The following is a 16,792-nucleotide window of genomic DNA, read 5'->3' as shown; positions in this document are numbered from 1 at the left end:
CGATAGGTACTTATCGTCTTCAATACTAAGCCAACGAGTAACTAATGTTTGGGTCGTACTAACGCCATTGAACGGATAGAAAAAGGTAGAGGTATTTAGCGACCCAACCATAGAGCAAGGTCGCTGAGGTTAGACCTAAATAAATTCAGATCTATTTTTCTGGTTAGCTATCTTGGTGGGGAGCGGAGTCTTCTTGCTCATCTTGATCTATTTCTATTTGCTCCGCTAAAGCAGGTGCAAACCATTGATCAAGTTTATTGCGTAATGTATCCACACCTATGCCTTTTAGTGAAGAAAAGGCAGCTACGCTCACATCTCCTCCGAAGCCTACCGCCTCATTTTTAATTTTCAAAACCTGAGCTTTGCGCGCACCACTTTTTAGTTTGTCTGCTTTAGTCAAAAGCACCTGCACAGGAATGCCGCTATCTACTGCCCAATAGATCAACTGTTGGTCGAGGTCTTTCATTGGGTGGCGAATATCCATCAATACTACGAGTCCCTTTAAACATTGACGCTTTTGTAGGTATTCTCCCAAAGATTTTTGCCATTTTTTCTTCATTTCAAGCGGGACTTGAGCAAAGCCATAACCCGGAAGATCAACAATATGGCAACCTTCTGTCACTTTAAAAAGGTTGATTAATTGTGTCCGGCCTGGTGTTTTACTGGTTTTTGCTAAACTTTTCTGGTTGGTTAATCGATTTAATGAACTCGATTTACCTGCATTGGAGCGTCCTGCGAACGCAACTTCGATACCTTCATCCTCAGGCAGATGACGAATATCAGGTGCGCTGGTGATGAAATGGGTGTTTTGATAATGAATTTTTACGCTCACTGTTAACTCCATCTCGACTTTGTGTCGTCGATTGATTACTTTTATATGAAAGTGTGTAAAATAACCGTGCTCGGCATAAGGTCGCCTATTGTACCATGAGTGGCAACGCAGAGTGGTACTGGAAGCTTGATAATTATAATGGAATGTCATGAATAAATTAGCGCTAATCTTGAGTCTTTTAGCCAGCTGCTCTGTATGGGCTCAAGGCAGTATCGAAGCTGGAAAAGGAAAATCTCAAACTTGTGTTGCTTGCCATGGTGCTGACGGCAACAGTCAACTCGCAATGTATCCTAAGATTGCTGGTCAACATGCTAAATATATCGAGAAGCAGCTTAGAGAGTTTAAGCTAGGTATGACCAGCAACGGTAAGCAAGGACGTTATGACCCTGTCATGAGTGGAATGGCCATGCCCCTGTCAGAGCAGGACATGAAAGACCTTGCGGCTTACTACTCGTCACTACCGATTTCGAATAATACCACTCCAGAAAACGTTGTGCAAAAGGGCAAGGCCTTATACACGGCAGGCGATGCTGAGCGCGGTCTTACCGCCTGTATTGCTTGTCACGGACCTCGTGGGAATGGTACTGAGCTTTCAGGTTTCCCTAAAATTTCTGGTCAGCATGCTGACTACATCAAGGCTCAGTTAGAAAAATTCCGTGACGGTAATCGTGCTAATGATATGAATGGTATGATGCGTGATATCGCTAAGAAACTGACCGATGAAGATATCGACACTTTGTCGAAATATGTTGGTGGCCTTCACTAATACTGATTTATTTGCTCGAGCAATGATGTTTTTGAAAAAGCCCAGACTCCGTTCTGGGCTTTTTCATGTGAGTGATATCACAGTACTCAATGTATGTGGGTGAGTTATCTTTCTCATAATGGTGTGAGATATTAGCGATTCTTTTATCTGGGTTTCTCTATCGACTAGATTTAAGTTATTGAAAATAAGTTTGTTTTTTATAATCTACTGCCTTTGGTCGTTTTTTTTCTTTCTTAAGATTGCGTTCACTTTGCCAAAGTTTAGAGTAAGCGAATCAGCAGAATGTTGAACTGAGGCTAATACGAAGTATTAGAAAGTAATATTCTGCAAGTGAGTTGGTATTCAGGAAGTGTGGTAAGCAGGACGCTTACATGATAAGGATGATCGCTTTGTCTGAGGGTTTAGACAATGAAAAGGATCAGGCTAAGGAAAGCCCAGAAACAGGAAGTGAAAGGATGATTAAAATTCACTAGGACGGTGGAAAACAACATCTTTAGCAAGGAAAGCACTAACAACAAATGGACATTTAACGCACTTATATGGTTGCGTATTATTGCCGAAAGGCAAGCTTAGAAAGCGATAGGAATCCCTATCGCTTTTTATTTCAATGGTATAGGTAACTTTTACAACTCAATTCAAATGGTTCGCTCCTTTCTCAATATATCAACATTAGAGTATCGAACGATTCTGTCACTCATTATGATCGCCAGTTCTAAATTTAGAGGCTGTTTTTACTCGCAGTGAATATTTTTCACAACTGATGATTATTTGCCCAATAATGCTCCACTCTGACGCTAGTTTCTGGTATGTTTCGCATCCCTGTTTGAGGATGCCATCATGAATTACTGCCCACTTTGCCATAGTTCCGCACTGTTGGATTATTATCAGGATAAACGTCGTGCTTATCTTCAGTGTCAAAAATGTGAACTAGTGTATGTGGATCCAGAGAAAAGATTGGATGCAAAAGCGGAGAAAGCCCACTACGATCTGCATGAGAACGATCCAAATGATGATGGCTACCGTAACTTCTTATCAAGGATTGCCGATCCTATGCTAGAGCGCATAGAGCCTAGTTCAGAAGGGCTAGATTTTGGCTGTGGCCCTGGCCCGACGTTATCTTTGATGTTAGAAGAGCAGGGGCATAACATGTCTTTGTACGACCTTTATTATTACCCTAACTCTGAGGTATTGGCGCGTACTTATGATTTTGTGACAGCCACAGAGGTGATTGAGCATCTCTATCACCCAGATAAAGTATGGCAGCAATGGTTAAATTTAGTTAAGCCTGGAGGCTGGATTGGCCTGATGACCAAGATGGTCATTGACGTTGAAGCGTTTGCAAAATGGCACTACAAAAATGACCCAACTCATGTGGTCTTTTTTAGCCGCAATACGTTTAAGTATTTGGCTGAGCGGGATAAGCTCAAACTCGAATTTGTTGGTAATGATGTAATTCTACTGAGGAAACCCCAGTAATGAGCCGTAGTAAAAAAGTAAAATCAGGTGGTAATGGCGACCTGATTGTAGTACGTAACCGGACCCAAGCAGATGTTGAAGGTCGCTTGCGTAAGAAAGACAAAAAGCGTAAAGGATTAAAAACCGGAAATCGTAATTCTGAAGCGAAAGATCAGACACATCAATCGTCTGGTCAAGCACGTGACCCGCGTTTGGGCAGCAAGAAGAAAATTCCACTGGTTGTGGAAACAGCCAAAAAAACGACCAAGGCACAGCGTCGTCTAAATGCAGAGCAAGAGCTAGAAATGTTGGAAAATGATGCCCAGCTCAATGTCCTACTTGACCGTCTTGATAATGGTGAAAGCCTAGGTGCTGGGCTACAGAAGTATGTTGATGAAAAACTTACTCGGATTGAAGTTCTGATGAAGCAGCTGGGCATTTATGTCGAAGAGGATCTCGAGGATGAAAGCTCAACCTTAAGCGATGATGTTTCTTCTGCTGAGAAGAAAACGACTAAGAAATCGTCATCTGATGATGAGTTACTCTCGCAGTTTGAAGATCTAGACTTGAATCAGTTTAAAGGGTAGAGCATTTGATGAATGTAACCTTATTAGCCCTAGTCGGTGTAGCTATTATTCTCGCCTTAGCGTCTTATGCCGGTTACCTTCTGCTCCAATTAAAGAAGCAAAAGGAATTGCAGCTGCAGCATGCAAGATTAGCCATTGATAAGCGCAATGCTAATATTTTCGACAACGTACGTATTTTATGTATGGCTGGTATTCAGGGCCAATGCGATTTGTCGGAAATAAGTATCCGTGTGTACAACATTATGGATTATGTACAGGGAGAAGAGCGTGTTGATTTTGATAAAGAGTTTCCGGCAACGTCAGAACTCTATCATTTGGTAAAAGACATGGCTCGTGGCGATGATAGGCAGCAACTGGCTAAAAAAGAGCGTATGAAGCAAAACCTTGAACGGCACAAAGCCGAGTCACGCTTAGAACAAGCTGTTATTGAAGAGCTGAAACAGCTGCAAGAGAAAGTTCAACCACTCAACAACCAAATCAATATTCAGATGGTATAGCAAAGGCAGCGAGTGTTTTGGGGTAAGTGATCGACTTATCAGTTCTAATCATTACTCCTTTTTAAATGCCAAGCTTGTCTTTGTTATGACGAGGTATGTGGCAAAATAAGCTGAGTATTAGTACGGTTAATCAAACCGACTACGTATGATTTTATAAACGGAAGGACACTATGTCTCAGTCAGTCGCCGCAAGCCAGCAAATAATTTGGGATCAAGCCGTACTTGATAAGTATAATTACGCTGGCCCTCGTTATACGTCTTATCCCACAGCGTTAGAGTTTCATGAAGCATTTACCATTGCTGATTACGACATGGCTTGTACTGAGTATCCAGAGCGTCCATTATCCCTATATATCCATATTCCGTTTTGCCATAAGCTTTGTTATTACTGTGGGTGCAACAAAGTTATCACACGCCATGCCCATAAAGCGGATCACTATCTGGATGTCCTTGAGCAGGAAATTCTTACACGGGCGTCACTGCTGCAAGGGCGTAGAGTGACCCAGCTTCATTTGGGTGGTGGTACCCCCACTTTTCTTAGTAAGCAGCAAATTAGCCGCTTGATGAACACCTTAAGGGCTGAGTTTTGTTTCGAAGTTGATGCTGAAATTAGCATTGAGGTGGACCCTAGAGAAATCGAGTTGGATATACTCGATCACCTTTGTCATGAGGGATTCAACCGTTTAAGTATTGGCGTTCAGGACTTTGATAAACAAGTTCAAAAGTTGGTGAATCGTGAGCAAGATGAAGCGTTTATTTTTTCTTTGGTTGAGCGAGCGAAAGCACTTGGTTTCCGTTCAACAAACTTGGACCTTATTTATGGCCTGCCTAAACAAACACGAGAGCGTTTTGCTAACACCTTGACCCAAGTGTTAGACATGCAACCAGGTCGCTTGTCTATATTTAACTATGCTCACATGCCGCAACTATTTGCCGCTCAGCGTAAAATTAAAGATGAAGACTTGCCCAAAGCTCAAGAAAAGATGGCTATTCTTCAAGAAACCATCTCGACATTGACCAAGGCAGGCTATCAATATATTGGCATGGACCACTTTGCCATGCCTGATGATGAGCTGGCTGTTGCACAGCGTGAAGGGGTGTTGCATCGCAACTTCCAAGGCTATACGACACAGGGTGAATGCGATCTCGTGGGCTTTGGTGTATCTGCGATTTCCATGGTTGGAAATGCTTATGCTCAGAATCAAAAGGATTTGAAGACCTATTATGAGCAAGTGCTTTCTCAGCGACATGCACTTTGGAAAGGGTTATCTCTTGATAGTGATGACTTACTACGCCGTGAGGTCATTAAACAGCTAATTTGTAATTTCAAACTTGATATCAACACCATTGAGTCGGAGTTTGGTATCAGGTTTAGTGAATACTTTCAAAATGATATTAAATTGTTACAAACCTTCATTGACGATGGACTAGTTGAGATGACGGATAAAGCGCTACGGGTCACTCTTCGTGGGCGGCTTCTTATTCGCAATATTTGTATGTGTTTTGATAAGTACCTGCGCATCAAGGCGCGTCAGCAGCAATTTTCTAGGGTCATATGATTTTCGCTATTTACGCATTACTAGAAAGCTAGGAAGCAATGTAGGTACTTTGCGCGACTTGCCACAAAGCTTTTACTAGTGGGTTATCCCACTGCGAGCGCTTGCAGCACACCCCGAGCTTAAATGGTTTGATTGAAGCGACTTTTAGCCTGTGAATCTTTTCTTTAACCGGACTGTTATTGATGACCACGTCAGGGGCGATACCCACACCACAACCTAGCGCGACCATGCTGACAATGGCTTCATGGCCTGAAACATGAGCGTAGATATTAGGCTTAATCTTCATTGACTTAAACCAAGTATTGGCCCTTTCTCTCGCCGTGCCTGATTCTGGGACAATAAAGGGTATCTGGGTCCAATCTGGCTTAGATTCTTGCAAAGCTTGAGTAAAACTACTGATACCCGCTGGCGCGATAACAGATAATGGAATTTCACTTATGGTTTCAAACTTTAGTTTGGCGGGAAGTTGGTCTGGCTGTGCTGAAATTGCAACGTCAACTTCATCGCTGAGTACTTTGTCTATCGCTTGAGCTGGGTCCCCAGTTGATAATTTAAACTCGATAAAAGGATGCCGCAGACGGAATTCAGATAGCAGCTCAGGAAGATGACTGTAGCTGGCGGTGACAGAGCAAAATAAGCGAATCTCACCTTTGAGCTCCTGCTCTCCATCTTGTAATTGAGAGTAAAAACTTTGCCACTCAGTTATTATTTTCAGCGCGACCGGCATCAACTTTTTTGCAGCAGGGGTAAGCTCGACGCTGCGGTTGTCACGCACAAACAGCTCCTGCCCTGTTTCTGACTCTAGCTTTTGTATCTGTCTGCTAAGGGCTGACGGACTGACATGCATGGCTGAAGCCGTTTTGGCAAAGCTTTTACTATCACACAGATGAATAAAGAGTTGTAAGTGCTTTATGTTCATAAATAGCTGGTTCCATGTTGCAGTTTTTGCAATAACTAATTGTGAATATATCACTTTAAGCAAGCTTATGTCTGTTTTAGTATCGAGATATTCGGTGATTAGAGACCGACCAAAGCGGATATATCTTTAAAGGAGAGCCCGACATGGCTAACTATTTCAATACACTAAACTTACGAGAGCAGCTAGATCAGCTTGGCCGCTGCCGTTTCATGGATCGCAGTGAGTTTGCAACAGAAGCTGATTACCTAAAAGGTAAGAAAGTGGTTATTGTTGGCTGTGGCGCTCAAGGTCTAAACCAAGGCCTAAATATGCGTGATTCAGGTTTGGATGTGTCTTATGCATTGCGTCAAGCTGCTATCGATGAGCAGCGTCAATCTTTTAAAAATGCTCAAGAAAATGGTTTTGAAGTCGGCAGCTACGAAACGCTTATACCTCAAGCTGATTTAGTGGTTAACCTAACGCCAGATAAGCAGCACACCAATGTGGTAGAAACGGTTATGCCATTAATGAAAGAAGGCGCTGCACTTGGTTACTCGCACGGTTTTAACATTGTTGAAGAGGGTATGCAGATCCGTAAAGACTTAACCGTTGTTATGGTCGCGCCTAAATGTCCAGGTACTGAGGTTCGCGAAGAGTACAAGCGTGGTTTTGGTGTTCCCACCTTGATTGCAGTACACCCAGAAAACGACCCCCAAGGTGAAGGTTGGGATATTGCCAAAGCATGGGCAGCTGGGACTGGTGGCCACCGTGCAGGCTGTCTAGAGTCTTCATTTGTTGCTGAAGTTAAGTCTGATCTTGTGGGTGAGCAAACTATCTTGTGTGGTATGTTGCAAGCGGGCTCTATTGTTAGCTACGAGAAAATGGTAGCGGAAGGTATTGATCCAAGCTTTGCAGGTAAATTGATCCAGTACGGTTGGGAAACCATCACTGAAGCGCTTAAGTTTGGCGGCATCACGCATATGATGGATCGCCTATCAAATCCGGCAAAAGTTAAAGCATTTGAACTTTCTGAAGAGCTGAAAGAGCTTATGCGCCCTCTTTACAATAAGCATATGGACGATGTTATCACTGGACATTTTTCTAGCACTATGATGGCTGATTGGGCTAATGATGATGCAAATCTACTTGGTTGGCGTGCTGAAACTGGTGAGACCGCGTTTGAAAATTACCCAGCTGGCGATGTAGAGATCACTGAGCAAGATTACTTCGATAAAGGAATCTTACTGGTTGCTATGGTTCGTGCGGGTGTTGAGCTTGCATTCGAAGCTATGACAGCGTCTGGTATTATTGATGAGTCCGCTTACTACGAGTCACTACACGAGCTGCCACTGATTGCCAATACAGTAGCGCGTAAGCGTCTGTACGAGATGAATGTTGTTATCTCAGATACGGCAGAATATGGTAACTACCTGTTTGCTAATATAGCTACACCGCTATTGCGCGAGAAGTTCATGCCATCAATTGGCACAGATGTGATTGGTAAAGGCTTGGGTGAGAACTCAAATCAAGTCGATAATGCGACACTGATTGCTGTGAATGAAACCATCCGCAATCATCCAGTAGAATACATTGGTGAAGAACTGCGCGGTTACATGACGGACATGAAACGTATCGCTGTGGGTGGTTAATTCATCTGATGAAAAGGCGCATAAACTGCGCCTGATATAGACTCCAGACAGACTGGAGCAAATAAATACAAGATAATACACAACATCTAATGCAAAAGGCTTGGTCGTTTGAGATCAAGCCTTTTTATTGTTTATGAAACGCTCTCGTGCGCTTATTTTTCTGCTAGCTTATCTTCGAGCTTGGTAAGCTTTTGCTCCATCGCGGTTAGTTTTTCACGGGTACGCATAAGAACTTGAGTCTGTACATCAAACTCTTCACGGCTCACCACATCTAGCTTGTTTAGCTGGCCTTGAATCACTTGGCGAATTTTCTGGTCGACATCAGCACCTAACTCTTTTACAGGAGTAGGCATGGAATCATGAATTTGTTTCGCGATCTGCTCTAATTTTTTGGGGTCAAACATGTCAAAAGCTCCTTTACGTTTGTTTCTATTTTACGTAATTGGCTAAAGAAAGTCGCTATGAGAGCGTTAGTTATTGGCGGAAAGAATAAAAAAGGCCACCTCAAAGGGTGGCCTCAGTGTTAGATTGTTGCGTTATTTTTTATCAGCCAGTTGGCGATGAGCGGCTTTTGCTTCATCGATTCGAGCCAACTTCTCTAAGTCCTTGTCCTCAACAAAAACCGGAAGCGGTTTATGTTTTTCGGCAAGGTAGCTGTAAATTACAGGCAGAACAAATAGGGTAAACAAAGTACCTATCGCAAGCCCTGCAACTATAACAATGCCAATACTAAAGCGCTGGGCTGCTCCTGCTCCAGATGCGTACATCAGAGGGATTAGGCCCGCGATCATGGCTGCCGTGGTCATTAGGATTGGGCGCAGACGAACTTTGGCTGCTGCCATCACTGCATCCATTTTACCTAACTTGTTATGCAGCTGTTCTTCTTTAGCGACCTCACAGATCAAGATACCATGTTTGGTAATCAAGCCCACTAGGGTTATTAGCCCGACCTGAGAATAGATATTCATCGAAGTTAAGTCAAAAGGTACTCCCCAAGCAAGAGCAACAAGGGCTCCACAAATAGCGAGAGGGACTGATACCATAATAACCAGCGGGTCTTTTAGCGATTCAAATTGAATTGCTAAGACTAAGAAGATGATCGCTAATGCCAAACCAAAGGTGGCATAAAGGGCGCTGCCTTCGGTAACAAACTGGCGAGATTCACCCATATAATCGTAGTTATAACCACTTGGCAATTTCGAGCTTGCTGTTTGCTCAAACCAATTGACAGCATCTCCCATAGTCGTACCAGGAGCAATAGCTGCACTAATTGTTGCTGAGTTTAACTGGTTAAAGTGAGGCAAGGAACGCGGTTCGGCCACCACATCAATAGTTATTAAATTACTAAGAGGGAGCGCTTTACCATCTGCGCCTTTAACATAGTAGTTTTTCATTGATTCTGGATTAAGGCGCCACTTACGCTCCACCTGAGGGATCACTTCATAAGAACGACCATTTAGATCGATACGATTAACATAACCATCAGACATCATAGTGCTTAACGTGGTACCAATATCTTGCATGGTTACCCCATAGGCGCCGGCTTTATCCTTATCAATCTTGATCTTTATCGTGGCTGAATCATAGTTAAGATCGAGATCGGAGTAGACGAATATGGGCGTTGAGTTGACTTCAGTCAGGATGTCGGTCGCTACAGTAAATAAGCTTTCAAATGCATTCGGTGTAGTTATAACAAACTGAACTGGTAATCCAGAGCCTGCTCCTGGCAGCTCAGGAATTGGGAAGGCCACCACTGACATACCCGGTACTTCTTTAACCAGCTCACTCACTCGTTTTACTACTTCGGCTTGTCCAGCTTCACGTTGACTCCATGGAACTAGAGAAGCGATACCAAGTGCTTGATTTGAGCTGGGCACACCGGTAAAGACCTGTGCATAGGCAACTTCTTTTTGATCCGATAGAATAGTATTGACTTCATTCATGGTGTTTTGCATGAAGTCGAGGTTCGCATTTGAGGGCGCCGTACCCATTAGCATGAGTACGCCTTTATCTTCCGATGGCGCAAGTTCACTAGGAACGAGCTTAAATAGTAAAGGTAAGCTGGCAAAAACAATCACCGCAAAGCCAATGACCACTGGTCGATGCTGCATTACAGCGCTGAGCATTTTTTCATAGCGTAGCGTCATGTTGTCGAGCACAAGGTGAACTTTTTGCTCAAACTTGCTTGGTACTGCATTTGCTTTCAGCATTTTAGAACACATCATGGGTGATAAGGTTAACGCTATGATGCCTGATACAAATACCGAACCTGCCAGTGTTAAAGCAAACTCTTTGAACAAGGAGCCAGTAATGCCTCCCATAAGCGCTATTGGTGCATAGACCGCCCCTAGAGTTAAGGTCATAGCAATAACTGGCACCGCTATTTCCCTTGTTCCTATGATGGCTGCTCTAAACGGCGATTCACCAAGCTTTATATGTCTATCGACGTTTTCTAGAACTACGATAGCATCATCAACCACCAAACCTATCGCAAGAACCATGGCCAGTAGCGTCATTAAGTTCCATGAAAAGCCCATGGCTTGCATCACCATAGCCACACCAATCAATGACAATGGGATAGTGATGATCGGAATTAAAACAGCGCGGAAAGAGCCTAAAAACAGAGTAATTACCACAAGTACGATTAATGCGGCTTCAGCGATAGTGTGAATAACTTCATTAATCGATTCATTGATGGCAATGGTTGAGTCATACATCACGTTCATCTTGATGTTGCTCGGCAGATCTTTTTCTAGCTGAGGAAGCATCTTATGTACATCAGCAGCAATATTGATCGGGTTAGCTGTTGGCGCTGCGTTAATGGCGGCAACCACTGCTTCTTGACCATTGGCGCTGGCGCGATAGGTATCATGGCTCTTTTCAAGTGTTACCTTGGCGATATCCCCTAAACGAGTAACCTTGCCCTTATCAGAGCTCACCACTAGGTTTCTCAGCTCTTCCTCGTTGGAGACTTGAGTATCTGCGCTGCCGTTGTAAAGAACAAACTCACCCACAGCTTGACCTGCTGCGGATTGGTAGTTATTGGCATCCAAAACCCCCATCACATCATTTGCGGTTAAGCCAAAAGCAGCCATCTTAGCTGGGTCAAGCCAGACACGCAGTGCATATTTGAGGCCGCCATAAAGGTCTATTTTGGAAACGCCATTAACGGTAAAGAGCTGAGGATTAACTACTCGCTCAAGATAGTCAGTGATTTGACTTGATGAGAGTTCATCACTGGTAAAGCCAATGTACAAAACCGCCGTCGTTGAACCCGTCGACATGGTTACAGTAGGGTCTTCTGCTTCTTTTGGCAGCTGAGAGCGAACCGAGTTGGTTTTGGCCAAAATGTCAGACAGGGCTGAATTTGGATCAGTATTTAACTTCATGGTGACGGTAATAGTAGAAGTACCTAGTTCAGAAGATGAAGTCATGTAATCGATATTATCAGCTTGAGCTACGGCTTGCTCCAAAGGCTGAGTAATAAAGCCTTGAATCAAATCAGCACTCGCTCCGTAGTAGCTAGTGGTCACCGTGACTACAGTGTTGGTCATTTCAGGGTATTCGCGTACTTGCATTTTGAACACGGCTTGCAAACCAAGCAGCGCAATCAAAAAGCTGACTGATACCGCTAAAACTGGACGTTTAATAAAAACATCAGTAAAGCGCATGAGGCCTCCAGATTAGAGCATAGGTGTTTCGGTTGGTGGAGTCGTGGCATCGCTTTCTACAACACGAACTTTTGCATCGTTGCTGAGGCGCACTTGACCTGATGTGACTACCATGTCGCCTGGTTTAACGCCTTCTAGAATATGTGCAATATCTCTTACTCGTTCACCGACTTTTACCACTTGCTGTTTAACGCGCTTTACTCCATCTTGCTCAGAGATGATATATACATTGTCACCATACAGAGTAAAGGTGATAGCGGTTTGCGGCAGGGTTACTTGGTTTTCCATGGTTGGCAATATGATGTTGGCCCTAGCAAACATACCGCTGCGCAGTTTTCCATGACTGTTTGGGATATCGGCTTGTACTTGAATCAAGCCACTTTGCACGCTAACAGCAGGTTCGATAGCAGTGATGGAGCCTTGGAAAGGAGTATCTGGGTAGGCATCGACAAAGATATCGACTTGTTGTTCTAGGCTAATGCGTGAAATATCGGTTTGCGGCACAGTAAAGCGCAGGCGCATGACACTGGTATCCTCGAGCCGAACAATATCAGTGCCTGTTTGCAGGTATTGCCCTAGATAAACATTACGAATGCCGACTACGCCAGCAAAAGGTGCTTTGATTTCGCGTCTATCGATAGTGGCCTTAAGGCTATCGATATCAGATTTGAGTGAGAAATAGCTAGCTTCAGCATCATCAAGAGTTTCTTTTGATACTGAGCCTTTTTTGTAAAGGCCTTGATAGCGTTTGTATTTGGCTTGTGCGGCTGGCAGTTTAGCTTCGGCGCTCTTAAGGTCAGCTTTTTCGACTGATGAATCTAGCATCACCAAAGGTTGGCCTTCTTCGACATTAGTGCCTGAGTTAAACGCAATCTTATCAATCACACCTGCCGATTCATTGGCGACTGTTACACCTTGATTGGGTTCGATAAAACCAATGGCTTCGATAACAGGTACCCAGTCGACTGCTTGAACTTGAGTGGCAGTAACAGGGAACTCTTGTTCTGGACGATTGGCCAGAAACTCTTCTATCTTATGTTGTCTAAATAGGTTAACGCCTATCACGCTACCAAAGAGTAGTGTTGCGATAAGCAGCATATAAAAAGTCCACTTTTTCATTCTTATTAGAACTCCAAATTAGTGTTTGATAATCGCATCCCAACTAGCTTCAATGGCCGCATCAATGGCTGCTTGATCCAATTGGTAATATCCAAGAGCTTGTTTGCGTGCCAAAGTGACACTGACTTCTAGACTCAGTGCTGCCAACACCGGGTTATCTAGAGGCTTAAACAGCCCTTGTTCTCGACCTTGTGTAAAAAATTTATCCACTTTGCTAAACATCTTTCGCTCAATTTCCTTAGTTTCATGATTGCGCATGCAAGGCAAGGAATCGTATTGCGCTCGATTCTTCAAGTTATCGATGTTGGTTCGTGAGAGATCGAAAATGTTTAGCCACATAGTTCGAAATCGTTCTTTGAGTGGCATAGTGTTATCAACGCCACGTTGAACAACTTCAGCATTTCGTTGTACTACCGCTAGTCTTACTTGTAGCAATAAATCTTCCTTGTCAGAGAAATAGCGGTATATCGTTCCTGCTGCAACGCCAGCTTCCTTGGCCAATTTATGCATCGAGAAGCCCTGAAAACCTGATTCAGCGATCAGGTCTTCGGCGGCATCTATGATTTGCTGTCTTTTATCTACCATAGAACTAGATCCAGACACTTACATATAGTGGGTGAATGAACGTTCATTCATTATAGCTTAAAATACCATCAAATATGCAACAAAACTTCTTATAATTTATGAAAAAACGTTCAATTAACTTTTTTGATAAAGATTTAGCTTTAGGTAAGCGATGCCTAATCGTAGCAATCTTCTTATTGCACGATTATGATATAGCCTTTGATTTACACTCCTGAGATGGCCATGAAACTTAACCCCAATCAAGATGAAGCCGTGAAATATGTGTCTGGTCCATGTTTAGTCCTTGCTGGGGCAGGTTCAGGTAAGACGCGAGTGATCACTAATAAAATTGCTTATCTAGTTAAGCAGTGTGGTTACAAAGCGCGTAATATTGCTGCGGTTACTTTCACCAATAAAGCCGCCCGTGAAATGAAAGAGCGTGTAGCGCAAACGTTGGGAAAAAGTGAATCTAAAGGGTTAATGGTTTCAACCTTTCATACTTTAGGCTTAAACATCATTAAACGTGAATATAAAGCACTAGGGCTCAAGCCTGGTTTCTCTTTATTTGATGATCAAGATCAGTTGGCGCTTTTAAAAGAGCTGACGGAAAAGCAGCTTGATGGTGATAAAGATTTATTGCGTCAACTGCTCAGTGCCATCTCAAATTGGAAAAATGATATGTTGACACCAGAGCAGGTGATAAAGCGTGCTCAAGGTGAGCAGCAGCAACTCTTTGCCGATTGCTTTTCGATGTACCATAAGCAGATGAAAGCTTATAACGCGCTCGATTTTGATGACCTAATTTTGCTTCCTGTGCTACTGATGAAAACCAATCAGGAGGTGTGCCAACGATGGCAAAATCGCATTCGTTATCTTTTGGTTGATGAATATCAAGACACCAACACCAGTCAGTATGAACTGGTCAAGTTGATTGTCGGTGAAAGGGGGCGGCTGACTGTGGTTGGAGATGACGATCAGTCGATTTATTCATGGCGCGGCGCCAAGCCTCAGAACTTGGTTTTATTGGGGCAGGATTACCCTAAATTGAGACTTATTAAGCTTGAGCAAAACTACCGTTCTACTAGTCGCATTCTGCGGGCAGCCAATATCTTGATTGCCAATAATCCTCACGTATATGAAAAGTCTTTGTTCTCTGAAATTCCAGATGGAGAAAAGCTCAAAGTTCTATTAGCCAAAGATGAAGAGCACGAGGCAGAGCGGGTTACAGGGGAGCTTATCGCACATAAATTCCTAAATTGCACCGAGTATAGAGATTATGCAATTCTTTATCGGGGTAATCATCAATCACGGCTGATTGAAAAATCGTTGATGCAAAACCGTGTGCCCTATAAGCTCTCTGGAGGTACCTCATTTTTCGCCCGTGCGGAAATAAAAGATATCATGGCTTACCTCAGAGTCTTGGTTAATCCGGATGATGATAATGCCTTTCTGCGCATTGTGAATACGCCGCGACGAGAGATAGGTCCGGTGACCTTAGAGAAGCTGGGCAGTTATGCCAATATGCGTAGTAAAAGCTTATTTGAAGCCAGTTTTGAGATTGGCTTAGAGCAACACTTATCTGGTCGAGGTTTAGAAAACTTGCGCCGTTTTACTCACTGGTTGGTTAAGATTGCTGACCAGTCTGAGCGCGGTGATAAAGTGGAGGCGGTGCGCTCATTGGTTCGTGATATCAATTACGAAGACTGGTTATATGAGACATCCACTAGTGCTAAAGCTGCTGAGATGCGAATGAAAAATGTATCAGATCTCTATTCATGGATAGTGTCTGACTTAGAAGGTGATAATTACGATCAAGAAGAAAAAAGCTTGAAAGAAGTGGTTCAGCGTCTCACTTTACGTGACATGATGGAGCGTGGTGAGGAAGAAGAAAATACGGATGCGGTGCAATTGATGACATTGCATGCGTCAAAAGGACTTGAGTTCCCATATGTCTATCTAATTGGCTCTGAAGAAGGTATTTTGCCCCACCAAACCAGTATCGATGAAGACAACATAGAGGAAGAACGTCGCCTAATGTATGTTGGTATTACTCGTGCTCAGCGTGAATTGACTTTTACTATGTGCAAAGAGCGTAGACAGTATGGGGAGCTAATAAAACCGACCCAAAGCCGATTCCTTGATGAACTTCCTTTTGATGACGTGGAATGGGAAGTAAACAAAAAGCCTCAATCTCAGGAAGAAAGAATGGCAAAAGGCCAAGCGCATATCGCTAACCTCAGAGCAATGTTCAACAAGTAGTTTAGCTAACCACTATCTGAAGGCTTAGCTTGAGCTAAGCCTCATTATATACTTTCTGAACTATAGGCCTTTAATCATATGTTCAATGGCTGCTACAATTTCATCATCAGAGCAGTCCATACATGTTCCTTTGGCTGGCATAGCATTGAAGCCATTGATGGCATGGTTTTTAAGTACATCTTTACCCTGAGCAATACGAGGTGCCCAATCATCGGCATTGCCAGTTTTTGGCGCGCCGCTAACGCCAGATGAATGGCAGGCAGTACAAAAGGTGCCATAGACACTCGCGCCATCACGTGGGCCGGTTGGCTCAGCTTTGACGGGTTCTGCTCCAGCAAGGTAAACATTGCCGACAGGTTTGACGCGTTCTGCTATCGCATCGTAGTCTTCTTGGCTGATTTTTGCTGCAAAAGAGGCGCTGGAAAAAGTAATAGCAGCTACCATAGCGGTTAAGATTTTTCGAGACATATCCATTTAACTCACTTTACATTCCTAACGGCAAGTTCGTGCTCACCTATATTATTAGATTATTAGAGTGTGGTTTGATTTGCAGCGTTTTGCTGAGAAATCAATGTAAATATTAAGTGATTATATCCCGATAACCTGTTGCAATAAACAGCAAGAGGCATGCATCTATATGGTTATATAAGCGGAAATAGGGGTTTATCACACTTTAATTGCCCAAAAAGACATCAAACGAGAAAAAAACTTTAAAAAGTACTAGACGACATAGTGTGATATACGTATTATTCCACTCCGCCGATAGGGCATGCGCCCGTAGCTCAGCTGGATAGAGCGTTGGCCTCCGGAGCCAAAGGTCGAAGGTTCGAATCCTTTCGGGCGCGCCATTGCCGGAGGGGCATTATCGGTAAAAATATAGTGGTGGCTATAGCTCAGTTGGTAGAGCCCCGGATTGTGATTCCGGTTGTCGCGAGT

General features: G+C 43.4%; 14 protein-coding genes and 1 tRNA gene. 8 read left to right on the top strand and 7 right to left on the bottom strand.

The features are described from left to right. Positions 1-163: 163 nt before the first annotated feature. Positions 164-832 carry a ribosome biogenesis GTP-binding protein YihA/YsxC gene (gene yihA / locus AAFM34_RS10270; protein ID WP_341662489.1) on the bottom strand — a complete coding sequence of 223 codons (669 nt, stop codon included), beginning with the start codon at positions 830-832 and terminating at the stop codon, positions 164-166. A gap of 148 nt (positions 833-980) precedes the next feature. Between yihA and AAFM34_RS10265 the strand changes: the two genes are divergently transcribed. From AAFM34_RS10265 to hemN, 5 genes are all read left to right on the top strand, one after another. After that, positions 981-1,598 carry a cytochrome c gene (locus AAFM34_RS10265; RefSeq protein ID WP_114787692.1) on the top strand — a complete coding sequence of 206 codons (618 nt, stop codon included), beginning with the start codon at positions 981-983 and terminating at the stop codon, positions 1,596-1,598. A gap of 837 nt (positions 1,599-2,435) precedes the next feature. Next, complete coding sequence (locus tag AAFM34_RS10260; protein WP_341662486.1) at positions 2,436-3,074, top strand: class I SAM-dependent methyltransferase; 639 nt, start codon at positions 2,436-2,438, stop codon at positions 3,072-3,074. Beyond that, positions 3,074-3,640, top strand: coding sequence for a Der GTPase-activating protein YihI (gene yihI, locus AAFM34_RS10255; RefSeq protein ID WP_341662484.1), 567 nt, complete (start codon positions 3,074-3,076; stop codon positions 3,638-3,640). The genes AAFM34_RS10260 and yihI overlap by 1 nt, the downstream gene beginning before the upstream one ends. An 8-nt stretch (positions 3,641-3,648) precedes the next feature. Beyond that, a complete protein-coding gene (locus AAFM34_RS10250) occupies positions 3,649-4,137 on the top strand; it encodes a DUF2489 domain-containing protein (RefSeq protein ID WP_341662482.1) in 489 nt (162 codons plus the stop codon). A 170-nt stretch (positions 4,138-4,307) separates the two neighbouring features. Further along, positions 4,308-5,696, top strand: a complete 1,389-nt coding sequence (hemN, locus tag AAFM34_RS10245; RefSeq protein ID WP_341662480.1) for an oxygen-independent coproporphyrinogen III oxidase — start codon at positions 4,308-4,310, stop codon at positions 5,694-5,696. Positions 5,697-5,724: 28 nt separating this feature from the next. On the opposite strand, the gene ilvY is transcribed toward hemN, so the two are convergent. After that, a complete protein-coding gene (gene ilvY, locus AAFM34_RS10240; RefSeq protein WP_341662478.1) occupies positions 5,725-6,615 on the bottom strand; it encodes an HTH-type transcriptional activator IlvY in 891 nt (296 codons plus the stop codon). A 143-nt stretch (positions 6,616-6,758) separates the two neighbouring features. Between ilvY and ilvC the strand changes: the two genes are divergently transcribed. After that, complete coding sequence (gene ilvC / locus AAFM34_RS10235) at positions 6,759-8,243, top strand: ketol-acid reductoisomerase (RefSeq protein WP_341662477.1); 1,485 nt, start codon at positions 6,759-6,761, stop codon at positions 8,241-8,243. A 152-nt stretch (positions 8,244-8,395) separates the two neighbouring features. Here ilvC and AAFM34_RS10230 read toward each other — a convergent pair whose 3' ends face one another. From AAFM34_RS10230 to AAFM34_RS10215, 4 genes are all read right to left on the bottom strand, one after another. Beyond that, positions 8,396-8,647 (bottom strand): accessory factor UbiK family protein, encoded by a 252-nt coding sequence (locus AAFM34_RS10230; RefSeq protein WP_341662475.1) that lies wholly within the window; start codon positions 8,645-8,647, stop codon positions 8,396-8,398. A gap of 132 nt (positions 8,648-8,779) precedes the next feature. Next, positions 8,780-11,914, bottom strand: a complete 3,135-nt coding sequence (locus AAFM34_RS10225) for a multidrug efflux RND transporter permease subunit (RefSeq protein ID WP_341662473.1) — start codon at positions 11,912-11,914, stop codon at positions 8,780-8,782. Between the two features lie 12 nt (positions 11,915-11,926). Next, on the bottom strand, positions 11,927-13,033 hold the full coding sequence (locus AAFM34_RS10220) for an efflux RND transporter periplasmic adaptor subunit (RefSeq protein WP_341662471.1): 1,107 nt from the start codon (positions 13,031-13,033) through the stop codon (positions 11,927-11,929). A gap of 18 nt (positions 13,034-13,051) precedes the next feature. Further along, complete coding sequence (locus AAFM34_RS10215) at positions 13,052-13,618, bottom strand: TetR/AcrR family transcriptional regulator (protein WP_341662469.1); 567 nt, start codon at positions 13,616-13,618, stop codon at positions 13,052-13,054. A gap of 222 nt (positions 13,619-13,840) precedes the next feature. Between AAFM34_RS10215 and rep the strand changes: the two genes are divergently transcribed. Then, the gene (rep, locus tag AAFM34_RS10210; protein ID WP_341662467.1) at positions 13,841-15,856 is read left to right on the top strand and encodes a DNA helicase Rep; all 2,016 of its coding nucleotides are present in this window, start codon (positions 13,841-13,843) and stop codon (positions 15,854-15,856) included. 60 nt (positions 15,857-15,916) lie between these two features. On the opposite strand, the gene AAFM34_RS10205 is transcribed toward rep, so the two are convergent. Continuing rightward, positions 15,917-16,330: a cytochrome c5 family protein gene (locus AAFM34_RS10205; protein WP_160932516.1), complete on the bottom strand. Its 414-nt coding sequence runs from the start codon at positions 16,328-16,330 to the stop codon at positions 15,917-15,919. A 297-nt stretch (positions 16,331-16,627) separates the two neighbouring features. Between AAFM34_RS10205 and AAFM34_RS10200 the strand changes: the two genes are divergently transcribed. Next, positions 16,628-16,704: transfer RNA gene (locus AAFM34_RS10200), tRNA-Arg, on the top strand. Positions 16,705-16,792: the final 88 nt, after the last annotated feature.

The sequence above is a fragment of the Vibrio sp. genome, from assembly GCF_038138445.1.
GTDB lineage: Bacteria > Pseudomonadota > Gammaproteobacteria > Enterobacterales > Vibrionaceae > Vibrio.
This window is presented reverse-complemented; position numbering and strand designations above follow the sequence as displayed.

Excerpts from the sequence above, each read along its gene's own strand:
- AAFM34_RS10265 (WP_114787692.1), top strand. The coding sequence starts at position 981 with ATGAATAAATTAGCGCTAATCTTGAGTCTTTTAGCCAGCTGCTCTGTA.
- AAFM34_RS10260 (WP_341662486.1), top strand. The coding sequence starts at position 2,436 with ATGAATTACTGCCCACTTTGCCATAGTTCCGCACTGTTGGATTATTAT.
- yihI (WP_341662484.1), top strand. The coding sequence starts at position 3,074 with ATGAGCCGTAGTAAAAAAGTAAAATCAGGTGGTAATGGCGACCTGATT.
- AAFM34_RS10250 (WP_341662482.1), top strand. The coding sequence starts at position 3,649 with ATGAATGTAACCTTATTAGCCCTAGTCGGTGTAGCTATTATTCTCGCC.
- hemN (WP_341662480.1), top strand. The coding sequence starts at position 4,308 with ATGTCTCAGTCAGTCGCCGCAAGCCAGCAAATAATTTGGGATCAAGCC.
- ilvY (WP_341662478.1), bottom strand. The coding sequence starts at position 6,615 with ATGAACATAAAGCACTTACAACTCTTTATTCATCTGTGTGATAGTAAA.
- ilvC (WP_341662477.1), top strand. The coding sequence starts at position 6,759 with ATGGCTAACTATTTCAATACACTAAACTTACGAGAGCAGCTAGATCAG.
- AAFM34_RS10230 (WP_341662475.1), bottom strand. The coding sequence starts at position 8,647 with ATGTTTGACCCCAAAAAATTAGAGCAGATCGCGAAACAAATTCATGAT.
- AAFM34_RS10225 (WP_341662473.1), bottom strand. The coding sequence starts at position 11,914 with ATGCGCTTTACTGATGTTTTTATTAAACGTCCAGTTTTAGCGGTATCA.
- AAFM34_RS10220 (WP_341662471.1), bottom strand. The coding sequence starts at position 13,033 with ATGAAAAAGTGGACTTTTTATATGCTGCTTATCGCAACACTACTCTTT.
- AAFM34_RS10215 (WP_341662469.1), bottom strand. The coding sequence starts at position 13,618 with ATGGTAGATAAAAGACAGCAAATCATAGATGCCGCCGAAGACCTGATC.
- rep (WP_341662467.1), top strand. The coding sequence starts at position 13,841 with ATGAAACTTAACCCCAATCAAGATGAAGCCGTGAAATATGTGTCTGGT.
- AAFM34_RS10205 (WP_160932516.1), bottom strand. The coding sequence starts at position 16,330 with ATGGATATGTCTCGAAAAATCTTAACCGCTATGGTAGCTGCTATTACT.